At 61.1% G+C, this 26,144-nt stretch carries 17 protein-coding genes and 3 pseudogenes; 6 read left to right on the top strand and 14 right to left on the bottom strand.

Going from position 1 to position 26,144, the window contains the following annotated elements; genetic code table 11:
* Position 1 precedes the first annotated feature (1 nt).
* A complete protein-coding gene (mnxG, locus tag ACA051_RS11910; protein ID WP_497374888.1) occupies positions 2-5,821 on the bottom strand; it encodes a manganese-oxidizing multicopper oxidase MnxG in 5,820 nt (1,939 codons plus the stop codon).
* A 205-nt stretch (positions 5,822-6,026) separates the two neighbouring features.
* Entirely contained in the window at positions 6,027-6,635 is a 609-nt protein-coding gene (locus ACA051_RS11905) for a lytic transglycosylase domain-containing protein (protein WP_497309939.1), read from the bottom strand.
* A 195-nt stretch (positions 6,636-6,830) separates the two neighbouring features.
* On the opposite strand from ACA051_RS11905, the gene gspG reads away from it, so the two are divergent.
* The 3 genes from gspG to ACA051_RS11890 all read left to right on the top strand — a co-directional run bounded on the left by gspG (position 6,831) and on the right by ACA051_RS11890 (position 9,193).
* Positions 6,831-7,265 (top strand): type II secretion system major pseudopilin GspG, encoded by a 435-nt coding sequence (gene gspG, locus ACA051_RS11900; protein WP_497309937.1) that lies wholly within the window; start codon positions 6,831-6,833, stop codon positions 7,263-7,265.
* Between the two features lie 14 nt (positions 7,266-7,279).
* Positions 7,280-8,467, top strand: a complete 1,188-nt coding sequence (locus tag ACA051_RS11895; protein ID WP_497309935.1) for a type II secretion system F family protein — start codon at positions 7,280-7,282, stop codon at positions 8,465-8,467.
* 150 nt (positions 8,468-8,617) lie between these two features.
* A complete protein-coding gene (locus ACA051_RS11890) occupies positions 8,618-9,193 on the top strand; it encodes a hypothetical protein (RefSeq protein WP_497374886.1) in 576 nt (191 codons plus the stop codon).
* 147 nt (positions 9,194-9,340) lie between these two features.
* Here the strand turns inward: ACA051_RS11890 and ACA051_RS11885 are convergent, their stop codons facing one another.
* A complete protein-coding gene (locus ACA051_RS11885; RefSeq protein ID WP_497374884.1) occupies positions 9,341-10,237 on the bottom strand; it encodes a LysR family transcriptional regulator in 897 nt (298 codons plus the stop codon).
* A 161-nt stretch (positions 10,238-10,398) separates the two neighbouring features.
* On the opposite strand from ACA051_RS11885, the gene ACA051_RS11880 reads away from it, so the two are divergent.
* Together ACA051_RS11880 and ACA051_RS11875 are read left to right on the top strand one after the other, a co-directional pair.
* Positions 10,399-11,418 carry an alpha/beta hydrolase gene (locus ACA051_RS11880; protein ID WP_497374882.1) on the top strand — a complete coding sequence of 340 codons (1,020 nt, stop codon included), beginning with the start codon at positions 10,399-10,401 and terminating at the stop codon, positions 11,416-11,418.
* A 232-nt stretch (positions 11,419-11,650) separates the two neighbouring features.
* Positions 11,651-13,087, top strand: coding sequence for a mechanosensitive ion channel domain-containing protein (locus tag ACA051_RS11875; RefSeq protein WP_497309927.1), 1,437 nt, complete (start codon positions 11,651-11,653; stop codon positions 13,085-13,087).
* Between the two features lie 209 nt (positions 13,088-13,296).
* Here ACA051_RS11875 and ycaC read toward each other — a convergent pair whose 3' ends face one another.
* The 8 genes and pseudogenes from ycaC to ACA051_RS11835 all read right to left on the bottom strand — a co-directional run bounded on the left by ycaC (position 13,297) and on the right by ACA051_RS11835 (position 22,237).
* Positions 13,297-13,923, bottom strand: coding sequence for an isochorismate family cysteine hydrolase YcaC (ycaC, locus tag ACA051_RS11870; RefSeq protein ID WP_010455729.1), 627 nt, complete (start codon positions 13,921-13,923; stop codon positions 13,297-13,299).
* 68 nt (positions 13,924-13,991) lie between these two features.
* A pseudogene (locus ACA051_RS11865) lies at positions 13,992-15,829 on the bottom strand (amidohydrolase).
* The gene (locus tag ACA051_RS11860) at positions 15,826-16,419 is read right to left on the bottom strand and encodes an antibiotic biosynthesis monooxygenase (protein WP_497374880.1); all 594 of its coding nucleotides are present in this window, start codon (positions 16,417-16,419) and stop codon (positions 15,826-15,828) included. Before ACA051_RS11860 ends, ACA051_RS11865 begins: the two are co-directional and overlap by 4 nt.
* Positions 16,412-16,828: a DoxX family protein gene (locus ACA051_RS11855; protein WP_497374878.1), complete on the bottom strand. Its 417-nt coding sequence runs from the start codon at positions 16,826-16,828 to the stop codon at positions 16,412-16,414. The genes ACA051_RS11860 and ACA051_RS11855 overlap by 8 nt, the downstream gene beginning before the upstream one ends.
* 212 nt (positions 16,829-17,040) lie before the next feature.
* Positions 17,041-18,807: a hypothetical protein gene (locus ACA051_RS11850; protein ID WP_497309919.1), complete on the bottom strand. Its 1,767-nt coding sequence runs from the start codon at positions 18,805-18,807 to the stop codon at positions 17,041-17,043.
* A 177-nt stretch (positions 18,808-18,984) separates the two neighbouring features.
* Positions 18,985-19,344 (bottom strand): annotated as a pseudogene (locus tag ACA051_RS11845) (DUF6124 family protein).
* A 938-nt stretch (positions 19,345-20,282) separates the two neighbouring features.
* Positions 20,283-21,203, bottom strand: a complete 921-nt coding sequence (locus ACA051_RS11840) for a LysR family transcriptional regulator (protein ID WP_497309917.1) — start codon at positions 21,201-21,203, stop codon at positions 20,283-20,285.
* A gap of 47 nt (positions 21,204-21,250) precedes the next feature.
* Positions 21,251-22,237 carry an MBL fold metallo-hydrolase gene (locus ACA051_RS11835; protein WP_497374876.1) on the bottom strand — a complete coding sequence of 329 codons (987 nt, stop codon included), beginning with the start codon at positions 22,235-22,237 and terminating at the stop codon, positions 21,251-21,253.
* A gap of 208 nt (positions 22,238-22,445) precedes the next feature.
* On the opposite strand from ACA051_RS11835, the gene ACA051_RS11830 reads away from it, so the two are divergent.
* Complete coding sequence (locus ACA051_RS11830) at positions 22,446-22,862, top strand: helix-turn-helix domain-containing protein (protein WP_497374874.1); 417 nt, start codon at positions 22,446-22,448, stop codon at positions 22,860-22,862.
* 198 nt (positions 22,863-23,060) lie between these two features.
* Here the strand turns inward: ACA051_RS11830 and ACA051_RS11825 are convergent, their stop codons facing one another.
* From ACA051_RS11825 to ACA051_RS11815, 3 genes and pseudogenes are all read right to left on the bottom strand, one after another.
* Entirely contained in the window at positions 23,061-24,503 is a 1,443-nt protein-coding gene (locus ACA051_RS11825) for a catalase (RefSeq protein WP_497374872.1), read from the bottom strand.
* Positions 24,504-24,578: 75 nt separating this feature from the next.
* Entirely contained in the window at positions 24,579-25,403 is an 825-nt protein-coding gene (locus tag ACA051_RS11820; protein ID WP_497374870.1) for an alpha/beta fold hydrolase, read from the bottom strand.
* 32 nt (positions 25,404-25,435) lie between these two features.
* Positions 25,436-26,011 (bottom strand): annotated as a pseudogene (locus tag ACA051_RS11815) (flavodoxin family protein).
* Positions 26,012-26,144 lie beyond the last annotated feature (133 nt).

The following is a 26,144-nucleotide window of genomic DNA, read 5'->3' as shown; positions in this document are numbered from 1 at the left end:
TTTACGGTGCCGGTGCCGGTTCTGGCTCGTTGGTTACCCGCAGCAACCCCCAAAGCCCGGCGGTGTTGCCGTAGGCGCCGTAGTCGCGGAACAGGTAGTCGCCCGGTATTGCGTTGCTGCCCCCGGCGCTCGGGAGCATGAAGCTGAAGTGCGCCGCCGGCAGGATGCTTTCACGAGCGCCGATGTACATCGACATCGGGTTGTAGCCGAACCGCACCGACCCCACCCCAGGCGTGGCCATCGGGTAACCGCCGGTATCGCTCTTCTCCGACTGGAACGGGTTGACCGACCAGACGTGACCGTCCAGCTGGAAGGTCGTGCCGCGACTTCCACCGGTCGGCATCAGAATGTGCGTGCGGAACGGTTGCCCCGGTTTCACATACAGCACCGGTGTCTGAGGATCGCCCCCGATCAGCGCATTGCTGTACGCCATATGCGCGTTAGGCACGTCCCCGTAACCGGCGCCATCGGCGTGCCCGAACGGCGCATCCGGCGCCAACCCGAAGCGGAACCAGATCGGCTCGGCCTTGTAGTTGATGGCCATGCTCGAGTTGTCCTGCGGATCGGTCGGTACACCAAAGCCTTCGGCGGCAATGCCTTCCACCGGCCGACCGTTGGCCCAGCGGATGTTCAACGCTTTCTGCCAGACCATCGCAAAGTCGCGGTAAGTGGTCTGCCCTGGCGCCGTGACCGTTGCGTTGGTTTTACGCGCATCCTCAACCCAGGTCGCGCCGGCTGGCAGGATGGTCATCGCCCCACCCAAGCCTTTCTGCGGTTGTTTGATGAGGTCCGCCGGCGTGATATTCAGTCCGCCGAACTCCACCGCCGTGGCGTTGATGTTGTCGACACTGCGGCCCAGTTGCGAGATCGGTTTGCCTTCACGCTCCAGGTGCCCGGCGTAGTACTGATAGGTACGCGTCGGGTACGCGCCGACATTCCCAACACGCGGTGGCACGGTCTGGATCGGGTTGGCGCCGACGTTGGTGCCATCGGATTTGGTGATGTCATACGCCAGCAGTTGCGCATGCAGACCAACGTGGCTCGACGGCCGCAGCAGGTTGTTGGTGAAGATGGTCGAGCCCTGGCCATTGTTGCGATCTCGCTTGACCAGCCCTTGCATCACGGCAGTCTGGGTCAGGTCGGGCATGATCACAGGCAAGCGGTTTTCCAGGGTGACGTTGATGCAGTCACCCGCCGCCGCGCGCAATACCAGCGGCTCTACCGGTACACCGGGTTTCATTTTTCCGGTGACCGGATCGAGGTCGGATTTGCGCACGTACAGGATCGCAGTCGGATCATGCAACGGGCCGCTTTGACCGCCGATGGTAATGGTTTCGCCATCTTCAGGATCGACCACGGTGACCTGAGGGATATTCACTGGCCGCGAGTTGAACACCAGGGTGCCACCCGCCGGATTCAACGGCCCACCCACGTGTTGCCCGATACCGGCCGGATCGCCGATGGTCAGGTTCAACGGATTGCGCAGGATGTCGTTGGCCAGCGCCGCAACCACTTCATAGTTGCGTTGCACGGTCGGCCGGGTGCCGATGCCGTTGGGGTTGGCACTGATCCGTGGGCAGGAGCCATCGAATGCCACGGTATTGCGCATACCCATCGGCTTGGGGTTGTTAGGCACGGCGAACAGATCGCTGCGCTGGGCCGTGTAGTTGCGCATCACGCCCCAGATACCGTTCCAGTAACCTTCAATCGAAGCGTCCATCGAGTACAGGTAATCCCCCGTGGTCGCCGCCGAACTGGAGAGCATCGAGACCGGCGCGTTGAAGCCCATCTGTTCGGAGATACCGACCATCTGCGACGAGCGCCAGCCGGAGTTGGAGCTGTTGCCGAAGCCGGAACCACTTTGCAGCCATTTCACGCCGTGCAGGGTCACGTTGTGCTCTTCTTCGTGACCGCCGGCATGCACCCGCAGCCGCACGTTATCACCGGTGTAAGTGCGCAACATTGGAGTGAACGGGTCACCCGGTTCCGCGCCGCCACGGTTGACGTGTGGCGGGAACAGCGTGGTGCCGCCGGTTGGACCGGTGGCCGAGGTGACCAGGTTAGGTGCCAGGTTCATCGCCGGGATGGCGCGGTCGGTACGGCTTTGCATGGCATACGCCAGGTCGCCGCCGAGGCCGTCGGCCTGCATGCCGCGCTTGCCGTCCGGGCCGACCTTGTTCGGGTCGTACACCCGCAGGGCCAGCGGTTCGTTGCGGTAGTTGACCACGAACATGCCAGGGTCATCGACCGAGATCGCCTGTGGGCATGGCCGAGTCGGACAACCCGGCACCATGCCGCCCTGCACTTCAATGATGCCGTCGAGCAAGGTGCTGGCGTTGTTGCGTACCGGTGGGTTGATTGCGTAGCGGAAGCTGTCGGCGGTGGCCGGGAAGGCTTGCGGATTAGGCACGCCGTTAGGACCGGCGCCCACATACACCCCGGCTTCATAGGCGTGCTGGAAGTCGCTGTATTCGAGGAAGAACTCACGGAAGCTGTCGTTCTTGCCGTCGCCGTCGATGTCCCCGGTGGACACCACCGCCTGCCACGAAGTCGGCCCGCCGTCCTGGCGCGCGCCGCTGTACAACGGCTCGCCGGTTTCAGCGTGGAACCAGGTGGAACCGGCCGGTTCAGCCAGCACGGTGGCGTACAGGCCAATCTGCTGGTGCGTCGATGGGCCCAGGTGGTCGTGGGTGAAAATGGTCCCCAGGCCACGGTCGACACCTTTGGCGTTCACCACCGGATCGACGAACCAGCGCTGCATCGCCGTGCGCGCCCCGACCCAATCCGCCCGGCCAAACTGACCGAAGTACGGGTGATTCTTGGCTTTCGGGCAGGCCGGTGTGCCGTCCCGTGGGTCGGTGCCTTCGCACTGGTTGAACTCGCGAATGGCGTGGATGCGTTCTTGCACGGCACCTGGGGAGAGGACGCCGTCTTCGTAGTTCCAGCCGTTGGAAGAACCGTCGGCAGACACCAGGTCCCATTTCGGCAGGTGAATGTGCTGACCGATCACGTCGGTCGGCGTGCGCACCTGATAGTCGTCCATCTCATAGATGGCCGGCACCAGGTTGGTTTGCTGGTACTGCACGCAGTCGAAGGTATTCATGCGCATCACCAAAGGCTCTGGCGGACGCTGCTTGGTGATGACCGGCCAGGCGTCTTCCCACAGGGCGAGGATGCGCGCTTGCGGGAAGTGGTAGCCGACCTTGTTGTACACCGCATCGAACTGGATGTTCGCCGCTTTGTAGACCCGTGGACGGTCGGCGGTGAAGGTCGAGGAGCCTTTGTAGGACATGCCGTCGATGCGTTCACCGCTGGCGAACTCGCCGGTGCCGGCGCTGCTGGTCAGGCGTTTTTGCCGGTCATCCATGCAAGGTTCGAAGTAAGGCGCGCCAGCCGTTGGCAACGCGCCGTTGGTGCGGAAGTTACGCGCCACGATTTGACTCCCGGGCAGCACCGCGAAGCTTGGGTGGTCTTTTTTGGCATGGAAGGCCATGGCCGCCTGTTCGACTTCGGTGCCTTCTTCCGGCATGTAAATCGGTTTCGCCCGGGTCACTTCTTTGGAAAAATCCAGAGACGTAGTAATGGTATTCGCCGCGCCACCAGCGGAGACGCCGTCCAGGGTATGGCGTCCCAGGCCGCCGTCCCAGCCACCGGACTGAGCCGGGTCGAGATTAGCCCACAAGGCATTGCCGCTGGACTTCAAGGCCTGAGCCTTGGCGGCGTCGAGCATGTCCAGAGGCGGGGTTGGTGGACGTTGGCCGACCGAACTTTCCATGCCGCCAATCCAGAACGGGTAGCCAGGGTTTTTCAGGCTGCCGTCGGCATTGCGGTTGGCTTCGCTACGATCCACCAGTGCCAGGGAACCGATGGCCTGAGCGCCGCCGTTACCGCTGTCATCATCGTCATCGTCATCGTCACCACCACCGGCCACCAGGGTTTCGCCGATTTTCGGTACGACCGCGACTTTGCCTGGCATCGGTGCCATGGCCTTGCCCGGCAGCGGCACGACAGCGGGAATTGGTGTGCCTGCAACGATCTCGCCATCGGGTAAGGCCCGCGCACCGGCTGCCGGTTTACCGCTGCGTAGCGCGTAAGGCTCACTGTGGAAACCGTCGGCGCCCTGTTCGGAAACCTCAAGTCTGGTGCCTTCTTCAAACACGTCGTGCACCCGCCACATGCTCCACATACCTTGTGCGAAGTGCGGATAGAAGTGGCAGTGGTAAATCGCATCGCCCGCTACGCGGTTGCGGTTGCCCGAACCACCATTGGCGATTTCATAGGTGTAACCGGCGCCCGGGCCGATGCCTTGGGCATCCACATAGTCGGAGTTGTCGTCGTTGGGGTTGAACAACCATTGATGGCCGTGCAGGTGAAAGACGTGCTGCTCGTGGCCGTTGTGGGTGTTGCGGAACTTGATGAAGTCACCGATGTAGCTGTGATTGACGTTGGACGGCTCGGACGGATACAGCGCCATGGTCGCCTTGACCCCGATCTGATCGGCGCGCGGTACCTGCCCTGGAAGAATGCCTTCCAGACCGGCGTTGGCCGGCACGTCCACCAGCATCGCCACGTCGCCGACGGTGTGCGAACTGAGGAAAAATTCTTCATAGGCGCAGGACAGGCAATCGTGCATCGGCCCGACGCCCAGCCGGTTGGCCACCACCTCGGCGCCCATGCCGCCGGAGCCATAGTTGATCATGAACGAGTCGCGGGTCGGCTCCAGCACATGGGCCATCACCGGGTCTGCCCAATAAGCGGGGAATGCCTGGGTCGCGGCGGTTTCATCCTGGAACTGCGAGGCGAAATCGCGGAACGGTTCCAGCCGGTTCGGAATCGCCGGGTTGCGTTTACCGATGGCTTCCAGCGGATAGGTCGACGGAGGGAAGCTGCCGTCGGCGTTGCTGCCCATCACGATCGCGTCGCTTTCGCTGGAGATGATTTCATTGCCGTCGACCATGTTGATGATCGGTGTGCCGGCCTTGCCTTCACGGATCCATGGTTCGCGTTGCGGGTAGCGTGCCTGGTAATCGACGATCGGTTGACCGGCCGGGGTGCGGCCGGCGCTGGCCAGGCGCATTTCTTCTTCGGTTATGGTGTTGCGGTAGCTGCGCCCGCCCTTGGGCACCACCACGACCTGACCGAACAGGCCATTGGCAACGTTGCCCGCATCGCCTTCGCCGCCGAAGGTGGCGCCACGGCTGCTGGCGGCGAACGCCCCTTCGCGCTCGGCGAACAAGGTGTAGGAACGGGTGCCGCCGGGGGCGACCAGCGAATTGCCGTTGCGCCCGGTGTACGAGGCGATGTCGTCGATGCTGTTGACCGCTTGCAGGCCGTTGACCTGGAAGCCGACATGGCGGTCGGTGACCTGCTCATCGACTTTGAATTCGTCCACGTTTCCGATTTCGACTTCACCCTCGATCTCGCCCTCTTCTTCCTCGCCATCGTCGTGCGAGCCGGGGTTAGCCTGATACGCCAACAGGTTCTGCAGGTTGATCGTCAGGCAGTCACCGGCGGCAACCCGCAACACCAAGGGGCGCGGACGCTTGTCGGGCCGCAACGAGACTTTGCCCGGCACTGCCGCGCCGCCCTGGGCCAGGGACACATTGTGGTCGTCGACCACGTCGCGGCGCAGGGCGAACATCATGCCGTTAACGTTTTGCGCGCCGAGGCGGTTGAACATCAGCGGCTGATCCAGCGCTACGACGTTCGCCACCAGATTGCGCTCACAGCGCACGGCCGCCTCGGCCATCTCGATGCCGAACATCGACACCACCAACAGCGCAAATTTAAACAAGGACGACGCGTAAGGTATGCCGGTCATTATAACGGGCCTCGCTGTGGGTGCTCACAGGGAACAATTCTCGACAAATCCCCTTGAGCAATCCGCATGCCATAAAAAATTCAGTTAGTTTTCAGCCGCTTGAAGCAACCATTTAATAACTCGGGGGATATTCCCCACTTATTCCCCACTTTTCGGCCCAGTCTTTGTTGCCCCACTATTGGGGGACGTTCCCCACACTCGCCAATCACAGCGGTGCATCCACGGCCAGCCCCTGCAAGCGGCGGTATTGGCGTAAGACACTGGGCACATAACGCTGGGTTTCAGCGAACGGAGGGATCACCCCGCCACGGCTCAACACCGCTTGTGGCCCGGCGTTGTAGGCCGCCACGGCGAGGGTGATGTCGTTGTCGAATAGGGTCAGCAGGCGCTTGAGGTATTTGGCACCACCCTGGATGTTCGCCTTGGGGTCATAGACGTTTTTCACTCCCATCTCCCGCGCGGTATCGGGCATCAATTGCATCAGCCCACCGGCGCCTTTAGGGGACGTCGCATCCGAGTTGTAGCGGGACTCTTCGCGGATGACAGCGTGCAACAGCGCCGCCGGCAATTCATTGGCCGTGGCGGCCGCCGACACCAGCTCTGCATAAGGTTGCCTGGCAATCATCTGGGGCTGCTGATCAAGGCCGACCAGCGAGGATTGGGGCTCGTGAATGACCCGTTCATAGGTGCGGCCGGGACGGTGAACATTGGACAGTACGTAGCTGCCCTTGGCGTCCACGGATACGAACACATCGGCCTGTGCGACGCTCGTCAGCAGCAAACAGCCGAGCAGTCCTGTGGTGAGTGTTTTCATTATTGTGCCTCCCCTGCCCGGCCCCGAAAAATGGGGGTAATGCCCCAATGGCCGGTAGTAAACAAGCCATACGCAAGCACTGTGCCGGAAGCGCAAAGGCCCGCAATACAGGGGTTGTGGAAGAATGACTGGGGGTGAGCATGGCAATTGCATACGCCTTCAGGGCGACCCTTCTGCCGACTGTGTGAGGTCATCATGAATCAGCGTTTGTGTTCCGCCCCGCGTACTCAAAGCGGGTTCACCCTGCTCGAACTGTTGGTGGTGCTGGTGGTGCTGGGGCTGTTGGCCGGCATCGTCGCGCCGAAGTACTTCGCCCAACTGGGCCGCTCCGAAGTGAAGGTGGCCAAGGCGCAAATCGAAGGCCTGGGCAAGGCGCTCGACCTATACCGCCTGGAAGTCGGCCATTACCCGTCGACCGAACAGGGTTTGCAGGCGCTGGTCACTGCGCCAAGCGATGAAACCAAATGGACCGGTCCTTATTTGCAGAAAAAACTGCCGCAGGATCCGTGGGGCCGCAACTACAACTACCGCTACCCCGGCGAAAACGGCGAATACGATCTGCTGTCCATGGGCAAGGACGGCCAACCCGGCGGCGAAGGCGAAAACGCCGAAGTCACCAGCTGGCAATGACGGGGGTGGCGACCATGCGCTTTCATCTCAAGGCAGTGGGCAAGGCCGGCGTGGTCTCGATGACCGTAGAGGCCCCCGGCCACAGCGAAGCCCGGCGCATCGTCGAAGACCAGGGTTTGCGCGTGGTCAGCCTGCACGTCGAGCGGCACTGGCGCGCGTTGCGTTTGCAGAAGCGCGAGACCTTCAACCTGGTGTTGTTCAGCCAGGAACTGACCACCTTGCTCAATGCCGGCCTGCCGTTGATCGATGCGCTGGAAAGCCTGGCGGAAAAAGAGAACGCGCCACAGGCCCGTAAAACCTTGAGCGAACTGGTGCGCCTGCTTTATGAAGGCAAATCGTTCTCCCAAGCGCTGGCCCAGTTGTCGGCGGTGTTCCCTCCGCTCTACGTGGCGCTGGTGCAATCCAGCGAGAAGACCGGCGCCGTGGGCGATGCCCTGGGCCGCTATGTCAGCTATCGCCAGCGCATGGACGAGGTTCGGCAAAAAATCGTCAGCGCTTCGATCTACCCCCTGCTGTTGCTGGTAGTGGGTGGTGGCGTGGTGTTGTTCCTGATGGGTTATGTGGTGCCGCGCTTCAGCCTGGTGTTCGAAGGGCTGGGGTCGAATCTGCCGTGGCTGTCGCAAGTGCTGATGAGCTGCGGGATGTTCCTTCACGCTCACCAGGGTGAATTCTTCGGCACATTGGCGGCGATCATCGTCGCCCTCGGCTTTCTTCAGCGACAACCGGCCTTTCGTCGGGGCGTCGACCGTGTGATCGAAAAACTCCCGGCGGTCCACCAACGCATCTTCATGTACGAACTGGCGCGCTTCTATCGCTCCCTGGGCATCCTGCTGCAGGGCGGCATCCCCCTCGTCACCGCCATGGGCATGGTCCGCGGCCTGCTCACCCCCGCCTCCCGCGTGCGCCTGGACCAGGCCTGCGAACGGGTACGCGAGGGGCAATCGCTGTCGACCGCGCTGGAACTCAATCACCTGGTGACCCCGGTGTCCCTGCGCTTGCTTCGAGCGGGCGAACAGTCCGGCAACCTCGGCCAGATGATGGAGCGCAGCGCTGACTTCTACGACGAAGAAATCAGCCGCTGGATCGAATGGTTCGTGCGGCTGTTCGAACCCTTGCTCATGACCTTCATCGGTCTGCTGATCGGGGTCATCGTGATCCTGATGTACATCCCGATTTTCGAGCTGGCCTCGAGTATTCACTGACCTTCTGGAACAGGGTCGAGTTGTACCGTTCATCGTTCATCCACGTTGCACCTGAATTAATCAGCGCGCTGCGGTGTTCACCCATTGAATCGAGCAGCAAGTTGCATTGTTCATCAACGTTCCAACCTGAGTAACAAGACGGAGAACGACATGCACATCAACAAGCTTTTACTTGCAGTAGCTATTGGCGCAGTTCTGTCGGCGTCTACCGTATTGATTCCGGACAGCTTTTCCGGGGTATCGAGTGCCCAGGCCAAGGATGGTGGTAGTGGTGGCGGCGGCGGATCGGGCGGCGGTGGGGGTGGTTCTGGCGGTGGTGGTGGCGGTTCTGGCGGTGGCGGCGGCGGTTCTGGTGGCGGCGGCGGTGGTTCCGGTGGCGGAAGCGGTGGCGGCGGCAATGGCGGTGGTCACGGTGGCAGCGGCGGCGGTAGCAATGGCGGCGGCCATAGTGGAAACGGCAGCGGCGGCAACAGCGGCAGCGGTCACAGCAGCGGCGACCATGGTTCGGGACACTCCGGCAGCACAGCCTCCTCCGGACGCAGTGGCACTCACGCCGAACCCGGTGACGACCACGGCGTGCATCGTTCCGGCGAAATCGGTGATGACCACGGCGTACATCGCTCCGGCGAAATCGGCGACGACCACGGCGTACATCGCTCCGGCGAGATCGGCGACGACCACGGCGTGCATGTCGGTGGCGAGCCAGGCGATAACAAAAGAACCTGACAAACACTAACCTCAAAAACGCCACAAATCCCTTGTAGGAGCGAGGCTTGCCCGCGAAGGCGTCGTATCAGTCAACGCTTGTTTTGAATGTCACGACGCCTTCGCGGGCAAGCCTCGCTCCTACAAGGGATGGTGGGAGCCGGTGTGCTACAACCCACACTCAACCCGATCCAGCCGATCGCGCAAAAACTCGATCAACGCCTGCACCGGCCGCGAACTCTGGCGATGCTGCGGATACACCGCCGACAACGTCAGCGGTTGAGGACGAAACTCATCCAGCACCGGCACCAGCCGACCCTCCTTCAGCGCCGAACCGACAATGAACGTCGGCAAATACGTAATCCCCATCCCGGCCACCGCCGCGTCCTTGAGCAACTCCCCGTTATTGACCCGCATCCTGCCCGTCACGTTGACGCTCAGCGGCTTGCCCTGCCCTTCGAAACGCCATTGCACCTGACGACCGTGGCCATAAGGCAGGCAGTCATGATTGTGCAAATCTTCGGGTTTGAGTGGCGTACCACGCTCGGCCAGATAAGCCGGGCTAGCGCAGTACACCCGCTGGATGGAGGCGATGCGGCGGGCGATCAGGGTCGAGTCCTCCAGGATGCCGATGCGCAACGCCAGGTCGTACCCCTCGCTGAGCAAGTCCACTGGCCGATCGCTCAAGTCCACTTCCACCGTGACATCGCGGTAGCGCTGTAAAAACAGCGGCAGCAGACACCCCAGGTGCGCCAGCGCAAACGACAACGGCGCACTCACGCGAATGGTGCCGCGCGGCTCGGTGGTCTGGCCGGCGATGCCCTGCTCCACTTGCTCGACTTCACTGAGCAAGCGTAACGCCGACTCGTAATAGCTCTGACCCAGCGGCGTGACGTCCAGCCGGCGGGTCGAACGGTTGAGCAAACGCACGCCCAGACGCTCTTCGAGTTGCATCAGGCGACGGCTGACGAACTGCTTGGACAGGCCCAATTGATCGGCTGCCGAGGTGAAGCTGCCGGAGTCCATGACCTGGCAAAAAATACGCATATCTTCGAACGGGTTCATTGTCACGCCTTGGTTGACAGTCAGACACTTTATAGCCGCTTTTTCCCTTTGTGGCGACCTATTAATCTGTGTCCACGGTGTTGCTGAGGCCTGGACCCCAGCGCCAGCAGCGACCCGACCTCAGGTCATAAAACGCTAATTAATTAAAAAGGATTTGCCCCATGAACATCGTCAACAAAACCCTGACCGCGTCCCTTCTCGCCCTCTCCATCGGCAACGCATTCGCCGCCGGCAGCCCGGGTGTCGAACACACCACCCAGGCTTTCCTCGAAGCCCTCGCCGCCGGCGGTGGCAAGCCGCTTGAGCAGTTGAGCCCGAAGGATGCCCGTGCGGTACTGACCGGAGCGCAAAACTCGGTGAAGGTTGATCTGTCGGGTGTAGACGTCAGCGACCGTGCGATCAAGGTCGATGGGCAAACCATCAACTTGAAAATCGTCCGGCCGGCCAAGGTCAAAGGTGAATTGCCGGTGTTCATGTTCTTCCACGGTGGCGGTTGGGTGTTGGGCGATTACCCGACTCACCAGCGTCTGATTCACGACCTGGTGGTGGGCTCCGGCGCGGTCGCGGTGTATGTCGATTACACGCCATCGCCGGAAGCGCACTACCCGACCGCGATCAACCAGGCTTACGCCGCGACCCGTTGGGTGGCCGAGCATGGCAAGGACATCGGCGTCGATGGCCAGCGCCTCGCTGTGGCCGGCAACAGTGTCGGCGGCAATATGGCGGCGGTCGTCGCGTTGATGGCCAAGGAACAGAAAACCCCGGCGCTGCGCTTCCAGTTGTTGATGTGGCCGGTGACCAATGCGCAGTTCGACAGCGGCTCGTACCAGCAATTTGCCGAGGGCCACTTCCTGACCAAGGGCATGATGAACTGGTTCTGGGACAACTACACCACCGACCAGGCTGAGCGTGCGCAGATCCATGCTTCGCCGCTGCAAGCCAGCGCCGAACAGCTCAAAGGCCTGCCCGCCGCCCTGGTGCAAACCGCCGAATTCGACGTGTTGCGTGACGAAGGCGAAGCCTATGCCCGCCACCTCGACGCGGCCGGTGTGCCAGTCACTGCGGTGCGTTACAACGGCATGATCCACGACTTCGGCCTGCTCAACCCGCTGAGCCAGATTCCGGAAGTGAAAGCGGCGGTTCGCCAGGCGGCACTGGAGCTCAAGACTCACTTGAACTGAGTCACCTCGCCTCGCCACACAACCAAGTGTGGCGAAGCTGCTTGCCCTTGTAGCAGCTGTCGAGCCCCGGCGAGGCTGCGTTCGGCTGCGAAGCAGTCGTGAACCCTGTAGGCGTGATTTTCCTGAAAAAACGCATCGCCTGATTTTACGACTGCTTCGCAGCCGAACGCAGCCTCGCCGGGGCTCGACAGCTGCTACATGAATCGAAAGTGATCCTTAGTCGGAGTTCCCCATGTCCTTTGTCCTCGCTCACCTGCTGTCCTGGAGTGCCCTGCTGCTGGTGATCGACGCCGTGCTCTGGCACCTCGCGCCGTTCAAGCATCGCGTCACGCGGGTTGGCGTGCGGTTGACGCTGTTTGTGATGTTCAGCGCACTGGTCATCAATGCCGGTGTGAGCCCGTTGCAGGCGCCGCTGTTCGCCGAGGATCGCGTCGCGCAATTGGGCGCCACGGCGTTGGGGATTCTCTGGTGGCTGTACGCCGCGCGGGTGCTCACCGAAGTCATCGGCCTGGTGCTGATGCGCCGCATCGGTCACAGCGGTCGCTTGTTGCAGGACGTCATCGGCGCGCTGGTGTTCCTGATCGCCATCGTCGCGGCGGCCGGTTACGTGCTGGAGCTGCCGGTGAAAGGCTTGCTGGCGACATCCGGTGTCGTGGCCATCGTCGTCGGCCTAGCGCTGCAAAGCACCTTGAGCGACGTGTTTTCCGGGATCGTGCTCAACACCACCAAGCCGTATCAGGTGGATGACTGGATCATGATCGATGGCGTCGAGGGCAAAGTGCTCGACATTGACTGGCGCGCCACGCACCTGCTGACCAGCGCCGGCAGCACCGCGGTGGTGCCGAACTCGGTGGCGGCCAAAGCGAAGATCGTCAACCTCAGCCGGCCGACCAACATGCACGGCGTGTCGATCAGCATTCAAGTGCCCAACCACATTCGCCCGCGTCGGGTGCTGGATGCGCTGGAGCGCACGCTTCAAGGCAGCAGCAGTTTGCTGCTCACCCCTGCGCCGAAAGTGGTGCTCAAAGAGGCTGGCGAAACCCTGTCCGAATACGTGGCCAGCGGTTTTATCGCCGAGCTCGGCAAGAAGAGCGACGTGCGCAACCAGCTGTTCGACCTGGCGCACCGGCACCTCGAAGCGGCGGGGATATCTCGGCAGATCGATGGTGTGATTGAACCGACGACCCGTGCGCGGGCGTTGCTGGATGAAGTGAAGGTCTTCCGTTCCTTGAGTGAGGACGAGCGCGATCAAATGGCTCAGTCGATGGTGGCGCAGCAGTACGCGGCCGGCCAGGTGGTATTGGGATTGGGCGAAGTGCCGGACAGCCTGATGGTGATTGCTACGGGGGTGGTCAGCGCTACCGTGCCCGACGGCACCGGGCAAACCGAAGCCGGGCGCATGGGGCCGAGTGAGGTGATGGGTGAACAAAGCATCCTGACCGATACGCCGTCCCAGGCGACGTTCACAACGCTGACCTCGTGCATCATTTACCGGATCGACAAAACCCTGACCCGTGGTTGCATGGAGCAACGGGTTGAAGTGGGTCGGGCGTTGAACAAGCTTCAGGCAGTGCGGCAGCAGAACAGCCGGTTGGCGTTGATGGCCAAACCGGTGCAAATCAAGAAAAGCGGCTTCCTCAGCTGGCTGCAGAAGCGCCAACAGGCCTAGTTTTTGTGGCGGCCTGAATGTTGTGGTGGAGTGCTTTTGTGGCGAGGGAGCTTGCTCCCGCTGGGCTGCGAAGCAACCCCTTTTTGGTGAGCGCTGCGCGCTCAAGCGGGAGCAAGCTCCCTCGCCACAAAAAACCTCACCACAAAATGGTGTTGTGCCAGACAAAAAAATGCCCGCACAGTCGCGGGCATTTTTATGGATCGCCGAGCTTACTTCGAAGTCAGCGCCACGTAGCTGTTCATCAAGTTGCGATAGTTCGGAATGCGCGGCGACAGCAGGTTCGCCAGGCCTTCCATGTCGTTGCGCCAGTCACCCTGCAGCTCGCACGCCACCGAGAACCAGTTCACCAGTTGTGCACCGGCCGCCGACATGCGTGCCCAGGCCGCTTGCTGCACGGTTTCGTTGAAGGTGCCCGAGGCATCGGTCACCACAAACACTTCAAAGCCTTCCGCCAGTGCCGACAGCGTCGGGAAGGTCACGCAAACGTCGGTCACCACACCGGCGATGATCAGTTGCTTGCGGCCAGTGGCTTTAACGGCTTTGACGAAATCTTCGTTGTCCCAGGCATTGATCTGGCCTGGACGCGGGATGTACGGCGCGTCTGGGAACAGTTCCTTGAGCTCAGGTACCATCGGGCCGTTCGGGCCGTTTTCGAAACTGGTGGTGAGGATGGTCGGCAGTTTGAAGAACTTGGCCAGGTCCGCGAGGGCCAGCACGTTGTTCTTGAATTCGTTCGGCGAGAAATCCTGGACCAGCGAGATCAGGCCGGTCTGGTGGTCGACCAACAGGACTACGGCATCGTCTTTGTTCAGGCGTTTGTACGGAACGTTGCTCATGTGAAACTCCTCGATGGATGGGTATTACGCAAGGCGCCGACGCGGTACATCGGCGCGTTTTGTGATCGTCAGAACGCGAAGCACGAACAACCGAACGCACCCCAGAAACCCGCAAAATCACTGACCGGCGCGTTCGACAAACGGGCCTTTTCATGGCTGTGGGCATGCACGCCGCACGGCCCGCTGCAATGGTGGACCTGCGCCTGCATCGGCGACGTCGGACGCCAATGACCCGGCACCTTGACCACCGGCGACCAGTCCGGCAGCACCGGCACGCTGGCTGGTCCGAGTTTTTCGAAATCACCGGCGGCGTACACCACCTTGCCGCCGACCACGGTCAACACTGACTCGATCCACTTGATCGCTTCCTCATCGACGCTGAAAAAGTCCGCGCTGAGCGCCGCGACATCCGCCAGTTGGCCGACCTTGATCATGCCTTTTTTGCCCTGTTCGGAAGAGAACCAGGCGCTGCCGTGGGTGAACAGCTCCAGCGCGGTCTGCCGGGACAGGCCCTCGGCGTGCAGTTCCAGGCCGCCGACGGTGCGACCGCTGACCATCCAATACAACGAGGTCCATGGATTGTAGCTGGACACCCGCGTGGCATCGGTGCCGGCGCCGACCGGTACACCTTCGGCCAACATGCGCTTGATCGGCGGCGTCGCTTCGGCCGCTTTGGCGCCGTAACGCTCGACGAAATACTCGCCCTGAAACGCCATGCGATCCTGAATCGCGATACCGCCCCCCAGCGCCCTCACCCGCTCGATGTTTTGTGGCGTGATGGTTTCAGCGTGGTCGAAAAACCATGGCAAACCGTTGAACGGAATGTCGCGGTTGACCTTCTCGAACACGTCGAGCATGCGGCTGATGGATTCGTTGTACGTGGCGTGCAAGCGGAACGGCCAGCGCTGCTCGACGAGGTGACGGACCACCGGTTCCAGCTCGTCTTCCATGGTTTGCGGCAGGTCTGGACGCGGCTCGAGGAAATCCTCGAAATCTGCCGCCGAAAACACCAGCATTTCCCCGGCGCCGTTGTGTCGCAGGTAATCGTCGCCCTGATGCAGGGTCACGCTCGACGTCCAGTTTTTGAAGTCGGTCAGCTCTTCTTTCGGCTTCTGCGTGAACAGGTTGTAGGCGATGCGAATGGTCAGCTGCTGGTCCTTGGCCAACTGCTCGATCACCTGGTAATCGCCGGATAATTCTGGAAACCGCCGCCGGCATCGATGGCGCTGGTCAGGCCGAGGCGGTTGAGTTCGCGCATGAACTGGCGCGTTGAATTGACCTGATACTCCAGCGGCAACTTCGGCCCCTTGGCCAGCGTCGAGTACAAAATCATCGCGTTGGGACGCGCCACCAACATGCCGGTCGGCTCACCGTTGCTATCGCGCACGATCTCGCCACCCGGCGGATTCGGCGTGTTGCGGGTGTAACCGGCCACGCGCAAAGCGGCGCGGTTGAGCAAGGCGCGATCGTACAAATGCAGGACAAACACCGGGGTATCCGGCGCAGCCTGGTTGAGTTCTTCCAGGGTTGGCATGCGCTTCTCGGCGAACTGGAATTCGTTCCAACCACCGACCACCCGCACCCATTGCGGCGTGGGCGTGCGATCGGCCTGATCCTTGAGCATGCGCAAGGCATCGACCACCGACGGTACGCCTTCCCAACGCAGTTCGAGGTTGTAATTCAGACCGCCGCGAATCAGGTGCAAGTGCGAGTCGTTGAGGCCGGGAATGACGCAGCGACCCTTGAGGTCGATGACCTGCGTGCCCGACCCGCGCAGGGCCATGGCTTCGGCGTCGGTGCCGACCACGACGAAGCGACCTTCGCTGATCGCCACCGCGCTGGCGCGTGGGTTTTCACGGTCAACGGTATGAAATTGGCCATTGAATAAAATCAGATCGGCGTTCATCGCGTTTCCTTGGACGGAGTGGAATGGGACAGCCAGGGCGCGAACAGACGCGTCGCCATCGGCATGAACAGGTACACCACCGAGAGGACGATGGTCAGCGTGATCAGGAACGTGGCGACCACGTAATTGGACAGGATGGCGTTGAGTTGCAGCAGCGGGCCCCAGAGCAGCGGCACCAGCAAGGTGTGCGGCAGAATCACCAGCAACGTCACCACGGCCTGCTTCCAGCGCGGTGGTGGCGGCGAAGCGGCGTCGGCTTGCGGCGCGAACCAGAATTCGTTGACCGGGTTGACCTCGGTCTGGTCGCCATCGGCGAGCATCGGCGTGGCTTCGTTGACCAGAACTTGCCGTTGCGGCGAGTCGAGCCAACGCTGCATCGCGTCAGTCGAGCAAAAGCGCAGCACGCAGGTGTACATGTCCAGGCCAGCGTTTTTACCGCGCATCACGTCCACGCCCAAGTGCCCGTCCTGCTGCCCGGCGATGCTGACAATGTTGCGCAACCAGGCTTCGTAGGGCACTTCAAAACCGGCCTTGACCCGGTGCTTGATCACCAGGGTCACGACTTCCTCGAAACGATTGGATTCAGGCATAACGCAAAGCTCCGGCAAGTCGGACATTGAGCGCCAGCCGTCCCGGCCCGGCGATAAGAAGGCTGGTGAACACAATCAACAGCAGCCAACCGAACTGCCCTTCATCGAGACTCCATTGCACGTGCACCACCAGCAGCGCAATCAACAGCACCGCCAAAATCGGCAGGCACGCCAGACGCACCAACACCCCGGCGATAATCAGCAACGGGCACAGCACCTCGGCAAAAATCGCCAGCATCAGCGTGACGTTCGCACCCAGGTGAAATGGGTCTTCGATGACTTGCAGTTGAGCGCTGTAGTTAAGCAGCTTCGGCAAACCGTGCACCCACAGCAGAAACACACCGCCACTGACCCGCAAAAACAACAGTCCGAGATCCTGCGCCCGCTCATCCCATCGCGACGTATTCATGGGCTACCTGCACAAATGAAAAACCACCGGCGTTCATGCGGCGGGACCTGGTTTGATAGTGCCGGGACCGGAGCGGGGGAAATTGGATGTGTGTGCTGTTTTTGTGGATGAGCCGGATCTTCATCGTTCGGCAGATTTATGCCGGGCACAAAAAACGGCCTCAATAGAGGCCGTTACTTATCATCTAATCCATGGCCGTGATGCTGGCCCCTTCAAGGCGTGGCCCGGACGATATATTCACGGACATCAAAGACCACCACCCTCGCGGGATCAGGGACCTGATCCATATTGATCCGGAAGCGAATGGACAATGTGCTGCCATCCCTCAAGTGCTGCAGATAGCTGTACGCAATAGTGAGGCTGTAGCTATTGGACGTGGCCCAACTTCGGTAAACCGTGTTGTTTGTGCCGATCCATGGGGTGAGATTGTGACTGGTGCCGCTGCCGTTTTCGCCCTCCAGATCCAGCCAGACTCGCTGTCCAGTGGCAATATGCGGCCAGCCGCCGAACAGGAGAGTCGCCCCGGCCATTACATCTTGCAGAATCAAAACGTTTGTCCCGTTCGCCTGGGTTATCACCGGAGCAATGAACACAGCAGCCGGGAGAGGCCGCACATTAATAGGAAACGGTTGTGAGGTCACCGGAGGCGATACCCCACGTTCATAGGTGTAGGTAATTTCCACCGTTTTACCCAGACTAAACGCCACCAGTGGAACGCGCAGCGCTATTTCTATCGGCCCGGTGCTGACGGCCACGAAGGTGTTTGTCGTCTGCGAACCCGCCGCTGGCGTGCCTTGCGCAGCAGTCCAGGTCACCCTGATCCTGTCGTTGACTCGAATGTCGTAATTCACGATGGCGGTCAGACTTCGCGTTACTGCCAGAGGATCCAGATCGATGTTATCGAGCGCTTCTTTGATCCTCAACTGTCGATCGTCCCTCAACACGTTGATCGTCCATCGGTTGGACACATCACCATTGCCGTACAAGGCTTGGGCCTTGAATTCGTGTGATCCTTCAGTCAATGCGGCCACTCGGTATTCCCAACGGCCGGCATCGGCCCTGACCGTACCTATGGGTGTTTGCCTGTCAAAGACTTCCACCTCTTCACCCTCCATGGCGGTACCGTCGATCGTCACGGTGGTGTGCACGGTGTCCTGCCCATCGGCAATGTCCTGACCGAGTGGATTTTTCACTGACTTGATCAGGGGTGCTTCCGGCGTGATCGTTGAGTCTGTCCTGACGATGTAATGTCGCGGAGCAAACCTCATTGCGACCGCTTCATCCTGACTTCGACCCAGTGTCGCCATAAGCTCTAACGTCAGAATACTGAGATTCCTCAGCCCCTTGAGTGGGGCGGCGTCATGGTTTTGCGCATGAAAGCCTCTCAAGATAAAGGACTCGTCGACAACGATGCCTGGCCAATACATGACTTCGAAAGCACTGCCGTTGGCATTAGTCCCTCTGAGCCGTAACCAGAAGGTTTGATTGTAAGCAATCAGAGGCCATCCGTTTATTCGCAGGGTGAATTCGGTCAGATTATTCACATCCAATTTCAAACCTTCACCACCGTTGTCCGCCTGCGGGATAAACGGTCTGGGCAAATCACCTTGCGCCAATGGCAGCACATACAAAATCAGTGGTTGCGAGGTTTTGGGCTCCAAGTCGCCGCTGATGACGGTGTAAGTCAGCGTAATCGTTTGGCCCAGATTGTATGTCACCAGCGAATTGGGGATTCTCAGCTCCACAGGGCGCGCATTACCGACCAGGACGAAGTCCGAGGTATATGAACCCTCCGCCGGCGTCCCCGGCGCCCCCTGCCACTTCACGCTAAAACGGTCCGTGGGTTGCATTTCATCGTTCAGGACGACAGTAAGGGTATGCCTGACCGGTACTGGATTCAGGAGGGTGAAGGCCGGGTTTTCCTTGATATACGGGGGCGGCAGGTCGTCGGTGACTAAGCTAGACGGACTCTTCATCATTCGCTCTCTGTGCGGGATTGACCTAGCCCCCGCTTTCGGGGGTGCGAGCCTATCTCACATCGGATAGAGAACAATGGCTACTGTCAGAACTTACAGGTCGACAGCTTTTACAGACGAATGGCATGTGTGCCAGACATAAAAAACGGCCCCTGCCGAGACCGTTTTCAATCGACGAAGCTACCGCGGATCAACACCGTCCAGCGCCCGATTCACCGCCAGCTCGGCCAGCATGATGACCTGCTGAATCGCCAACACCGTATGCCGCTGCGGACCCTCCAGATGCCCGGCAAAATCACTGGTCAGCACACTCGCCGATGCCAGGGATTAGCAAGCGTGGGCCAGCAGGCTTTCGTTATCGATATCAGGGGCGACGATGAACATTGTGCTGGGCTTGCGGATGACGGGGGCTTTGAGGGCAGTCGGATTGAGGTAGTGATCCAGTGCGCGGTCGGCGGCTTTGTGAAGCTTTTTCGGATCGAGGGGATCGTAGGGGGAAACGTCGTCGGCTTCCGCGGGATTGGGTGTGGCTTTGAACAGGGTGAATCTGCGTTATACCTGATGGAACCACCAGCACCTGTCGCTAAACAAGTAAGGGTGGCGGCTGTACGCAGGTTAGCGAACCGAGAGGTATAAGACCCGGCAGACCCGAGGGTCTCCCGCGCACAGCTACCCTATCGAAACTGCAGACATGCGCCTGCAATAAAGATGGAGCGTTGTTGCGCTTATACCTGATCAGGTCGCTAAACCCGATCGCTGATTGGCAGCGATGCGGAAACGATAAAGACCAGGGTCAAAGCGCACAAGCCGGCGGATTCTGGCGCAGTCGTAGGCAACGGCGCAAGGATCTGTAGCCTTCAGGAAGTAACGTTAAACACTATAAAACACACCCCTCACATCAACACACGTTCCCCTTGTGGGAGTGGGCTTGCTCGCGAAGGCGGTGTGCCATTCAGCATTGATGTTGACTGGCACTCCGCCTTCGCGAGCAAGCCCGCTCCCACAGTGGAATGATGTGTACCAGCAAGAGACTGGTCGGCTGTCAGGCCGCCTTCGCGGGCAAGCCTCGCTCCTACAGGGATCAGCGTGCACCATCCGCTTCTCACCACTCATCAGGCCGAGCGTTAGCTCGCCTGCTCTTGATCTACCCGCCCCTTCGGGAGGCTGAGTGGAGGCGTTCATCTGGGGGGTAGGCGCGAAGCGCCGTGCGGCGAAGCCGCACACATCGAGAGGAGGTCGAAGCGAAGCCGACCGGAGGCGATGCCCCCAGATGAATGCCGGAGCGAGGGTACGCCGAGCCTAGGCGAGGGTACGCCGAGCCTAGGCGAGGGGCCGGACGTTGGGGCGAAGACCTTTGCTTCCTTTGGGGCGTTTGCCAAAGGGAGTCGCCGTAAGGGCGAAACCATAAGCAGCCGTTACCGCAGAAATGGATATGTACACAACCACCAAGAACCTGGTCGGCCCGAAGGCCGCCACGTTCAAGCCGAAACCGGCAAAGGCCTCGACATGAACTCACTGATCCGCGACCGCAACCACCGCTCCGCCGGATCATTGTCATGCACCCCGCTCCAGGCCATCGACAACTGCGCCGCATCAATGGGAAACGGCGGATCCTCCGCCCGCAACGCACACCCCTCAACCAGCGCACACGCCGCATAATCCGGCACCGTGGCAATCATTTCAGTACCGGCCAGTAACGCCCGCAAGCCACTGAATTGCGGCACGCCCAACACCACCCGGCGGCTGCGGCCGACTTTGGCCAGATCCAGATCGATGTTGCCGCTCAAGTCGCCGGAAAACGACACCATGGCATGCGGTCGTTCGCAATACTCGTCGAGCGTCAGTGTCCCCGGTCGCTTGTCCCCGCGCAGCACTTTGCAGGGGATGTCCCGCAACTTCTTGCACTTGGCATTCGCCGGTAAATCCGTGGTGTAGCTCACCCCCACGGAAATTTCTCCCGACGCCAACAATGCCGGCATCAGCAGATAGTTGGCGCGACGCACCACCACGACGATCCCCGGCGCCTCTTCCTGCAGTTGCCGCAACAACGGCGGAAACAAACCGAACTCGGCATCGTCCGACAGCCCGATGCGAAACACGTCGCAGCTGGTCGAGGGATCAAATTCCTTGGCCCGGCTCACCGCCCCGGAAATCACATCCATCGCCGGTTGCAGCTCCTTGAGAATCGCCAGTGCCCGCGCCGTCGGCTCCATGCTACGGCCATTGCGCAGCAGCAACGGATCGTCGAACAGATCCCGTAACCGCCCCAGCGCCGCACTCACCGCCGGTTGCCCCATGAACAATTTTTCGGCCACACGGGTGAGATTCTTCTCGAACATCAACGCTTCGAAAATCACCAGCAGGTTCATGTCGACACGGCGCAGATCGTTACGGTTCATAGGCACGGTTTCCTTGTGTGTACAGCCAGGCATGAGCGCTTGAGACTTTACTCGATCAAAGGCACTTTAGCCGCACGTTTGTAAGGCCCGTATTCGACCGGCACCCACTGGAAGTGCTTGCCCTCTGCTGCGATGTGACCGATGCCCGGAAACGGCAAGTGCGCCGCCGTCACCCAGGTCTTACTCGCCGCCGCCTCACTGAACACCTTGGCGCGACTCTTGATCGCCTGCTGGCTGTTGACGTCAAAACCGATCGACACTTGCGGGTGTTCGAATTGCACCGCGAGGTTATGCACCAGATCGCCCATGAACAGAATGCTTTGCCCCTGCGAGGTAAAGCGGTAAGTAGTGCTGCCCGGCGTGTGCCCGGGTTCCAGCGCGGCATCGACCACACCCGGCACGGGTGACTGACCGGCGGCGAAAGTCTTGAAACGGCCTTCGGCCACATACGGTGCGGTCGAGTCCTGGGCAATTTTGAAATACGGCTTGGCGCCCTCGGGCGCCTTGGCCAGGGCTTGCGGATCAAGCCAGTAATCGGCCTCTGCCTTCGCAGCAAAGACCGTGGCGTTGGCGAAAACCGGCTTCTGCTGGCCGTCGACCAGCCCGCAGACGTGGTCCAGGTGCAAGTGGGTCAACAGGATGGTGTCGACTTGCGCGGGCTCATAACCGGCGGCTTTCATGTTGTCCGAGAGCTTGCCGGCCGTTTCGCCGATGCACTGGCCGGCGCCGGTATCCACCAGGATCAGTTGCTTGCCGGTGTTGATCAGAAACGCGTTGAACGCGGTCTGCACCCCCGGTGTTTCAATCGATCGACGGGCCAGCAGCGCGCGGATCTGACTCTGGGTCAGGCCCTTGAGCAGTTTGGGCGACAGGTCGTTGTAGCCATCGAACAGTGCCGTGACTTCGTAATCGCCCACCGCCAGGCGGAAGTAGCCCGGCACTTGTGTGCCGATCTGCGCCGGTGCCTGCGCCGAGGCAATACCGGACGCCAGCGCGACCGCGAGCCCCAGTGTGCAAACCAGAGAATGTTTCATGCCTTCACCCTTGATCGAGTCAGAAAAGCGGCGATGTAAAACGCCGCCCGATGCCGTCGATTGTGCACGGGGCGTGGCCATGGAAATTGCAGCAATGTGCTGAGTTAGCGCTGTGGTCACCCCTGCGCGCCGATGGAATTAACAACGTTTAACTCGCCTGCCAGAGCCCTGCGCCCAAGAATGAAGCTCACCGACACGGACATCTGTCATGGCCTCTTCTCAGCAAAACCTCGCCTGCGCGACTGTCACTGAAACGCGAAAGAAAACCACCGGCGGCCTGACCCCGTGGCGCGAAAGCCTGGTCAAGCAACTGATCCTCGAACGCCTTGGTGAAACCGTTGAAGTGGCCGAACTGGCCCGCGCCTGCGCCCTGTCGCGCAGTCATTTCTCCCGCGCATTCAAGTGCAGCACCGGGCTTTCGCCGCAAGACTGGATTCGCCACCAACGCATCGCCCGGGCCAAGCAGTTGATCCAGAGTACCGACCTGACACTGACGCAAATCAGCCTCGAATGCGGCTTCTGCGATCAGGCGCATTTCTGCCACATCTTCACCCGCAGCGAAGGGATCAATCCGTTTGCCTGGCGTTGCCGTGCTGTGCGCGCCCTCTCTCGCGGGCCGTTGTAGCAGCGAGCGGTGCGGCGATCCGACTTACCCGCGAAGGCGCCCGTAAAATCGTCTTCGCCGGCAAGCCTGGCTCCTACAAGTCTCATGTGAATCCACACCTCGCCCCCCCCAAAAACCTGTAGGAGCGAGGCTTGCCCGCGAAGGCGTCCGTAAAATCGCCTTCGCCGGCAAGCCTGGCTCCTACGGATCGCAGGGATTTCAGCCCAACGGGGTCAGGCGCTCCAACGCCTCGGCCACGCCAAACCCATACGCCGGATCAGCCTTGGTGCAGTTGTCGATATGGCGCTGACGAATCGCCTGCGGTACGCCGTTCATGGCCCGCGCGGTGTTGTCGAACAGCAGCTGTTTGCGCACCGGGTCGAGCAAGCGGAACAGGTTCCCCGGCTGCTCGTAATGGTCCTCTTCCAGCCGATGATCATAGTGCTGCGCGAAGCCTTCCAGCGGCAGCGGCGGCTCGGCCAATTCCGGTGAATCCTGCCACTCGCCCAGGCTGTTGGGGAAGTAACTGGCGGTGCCTCCGAGGTTGCCGTCGGTGCGCATGGCGCCGTCGCGGTGGTAGCTGTGAGCCGGGCAGCGCGGTGCGTTGACCGGGATGTGATTGAAGTTCACCCCCAGGCGATAGCGCTGGGCATCGCCATAGGAAAACAGCCGCGCCTGAAGCATGCGGTCCGGCGAGAAGCTCACCCCCGGCACGACGTTGGCCGGCGAGAACGCCGCTTGTTCGATTTCGGCGAAGTGGTTTTCGGCGTTGCGGTTGAGCTCCATGACGCCAACTTCGATCAGCGGAAACTCGCCGTGCGGCCAGACTTTGGTCAGGTCGAACGGGTTATGCCGATAGTTGAGCGCCTGCGCTTCTTCCATCACCTGGATGCACAGTTTCCAGCGCGGAAAATTGCCCTGCTCGATGACTTCGTAGAGGTCGCGCAGATTGCTTTCGCGGTCCTTGCCAACCACCGCGGCAGCCTCGGCGTCCGAGAGGTTTTCGATGCCTTGCTGGCAGACAAAGTGAAACTTCACCCACACCCGCTGGTTGTCACTATTGATCAGGCTGAAGGTGTGGCTGCCGAAGCCGTGCATGTGGCGGAAACTGGTGGGAATCCCGCGATCGCTCATGACGATGGTCACCTGGTGCAGCGCCTCCGGCAGCAGGGTCCAGAAGTCCCAGTTGCTGGTGGCATTGCGCAGGCCGGTGCGCGGGTCGCGCTTGACCACGTGGTTGAGGTCGGAGAAACGCAGCGGGTCGCGGAAGAAAAATACCGGCGTGTTGTTGCCGACAATGTCCCAGTTGCCTTCGTCGGTGTAGAACTTCACCGCGAAGCCACGGATGTCGCGCTCGGCATCCGCCGCGCCGCGTTCGCCGGCCACCGAAGAAAAGCGCACGAACAACGGCGTTTGCTTGCCCACTGAACTGAAGATATCGGCTTTGGTGTAACGCGTGATGTCATGGGTGACGCTGAACGTGCCGTAGGCGCCCGCGCCCTTGGCGTGCATGCGCCGCTCCGGGATCAGCTCGCGGTCGAAGTGGGCGAGTTTTTCCAGCAACCAGATGTCTTGCAAGAGCGCCGGCCCACGAGGGCCGGCGGTCTGGATATTGAGGTTATCGACCACTGGGGCGCCAGTGGCGTTGGTAAGCTTTTTCATGAACTGGACCTCGACGGTTATCGGCGCTCATCAGGAACAAAAACCGGCGCGGATCTATGCCCGCGCCGGGGAACATCAACCCTTGAGAAACGCCAGCAGATCAGCGTTGAGCTGATCCTTGTGAGTATCAGTCAAGCCGTGAGGGGCGCCGGGGTAGACCTTCAACGTAGAACCTTTCACCAGTTTGGCTGAGGCGATGCCTGCCGCTTCGAACGGCACCACCTGGTCCGCATCGCCGTGCACCACCAGTGTCGGGATGTCGAACTTCTTCAGGTCTTCGGTGAAGTCGGTTTCCGAGAACGCCTTGATGCAGTCGTAGGCGCTCTTGTGACCGGCCATCATGCCTTGCATCCAGAACCAGTCGATCATGCCCTGGGACGGCTTGGCGTCCGGTTTGTTGAAGCCGAAGAACGGTCCGCTGGCGAGGTCGATGTACAGTTGCGAACGGTCGACCAGGGACGCCTGACGAATGCCATCGAACACTTCGATCGGCAGTCCGCCAGGGTTGGCTTCGGTCTTGAGCATCAGCGGCGGCACTGCGGAAATCAGCCCGGCCTTGGCCACGCGGCCGGTGCCGTGGCGACCGATGTAGCGCGCCACTTCGCCGCCGCCGGTGGAGAAGCCGAACAGCACGGCGTCTTTGAGGTCGAGCAACTCGATCAACTGCGCCAGGTCATCGGCGTAGGTGTCCATGTCGTTGCCGCTCCACGGCTGACTGGAGCGGCCATGACCACGACGGTCGTGGGCGATCACCCGGTAGCCTTTGGAGGCCAGGAAGATCATCTGCGATTCCCAGCTGTCGGCGTTCAGCGGCCAGCCGTGGCTGAAGACGATGGGTTGGCCGGTGCCCCAGTCCTTGTAGTAAATCTCGGTGCCGTCTCGGGTCGTGAACGTACTCATGCGATGTCTCCTTTGCGAGTGTTGGGGGTGTATCAAAGCGGTGAAGGGTTCATTCGTTCAGCCAGCCGCGCCACCCGCTCGCCCAGGTGCGCGGCGGTGCAACGGTCTTCGGCAGGTGGGGCGAGGTCCGGGGTCTGTTCGACATTCGACTGGGCCATGGCGCCGAGTGAACTGCCGAGGCGATTCATTTGCCCGTCGAAGGCGCCGATGCTGGAGCGCGCCGGCAGCAGGTCGAGGCCGACCCAGATCATCGAGTGCTACGCGGCGAACACCGCCATCTGCAGCAAGGTGTTGAGTTTGTCGCCGCACAGGCAGCCGGAATTGGTGAAGCCGGCGGCCAGTTTGTCGCGCCACGGCTGGGCGAGGTAGAACGCCGCCGTGGACTCCATGAAGCCTTTGAACGGTGCAGACGCGCTGCCCATGTAGGTCGGCGCACCGAAGATGATGGCGTCGGCGCTGTGCAACCGTTCCCAGTGCTGGTCCACTTCATCGACCGGAACCAGCAGGCAGGTGCTGCCCACGTGCCGTTCCACACCCAGGGCCACGGCTTCGGCCATGACCCGGGTGTGCCCGTAGCCACTGTGATAGACCACCACCACGTTGCTCATTGCGGTGTCCTCATGACAAGTTGATCCCTTTGCAACACCGCCGCCCTCTGTAGGAGCGAGCCTGCTCGCGATGGCGGCGGCACATCCAACATAGATGCAAGCTGACCCACCGCTATCGCGAGCAGGCTCACTC

The sequence above is a fragment of the Pseudomonas sp. LBUM1669 genome (genome assembly GCF_059695705.1).
Note: the sequence above shows the minus strand (reverse complement) of the source record. Positions and strands in the feature narration are given on the sequence as shown.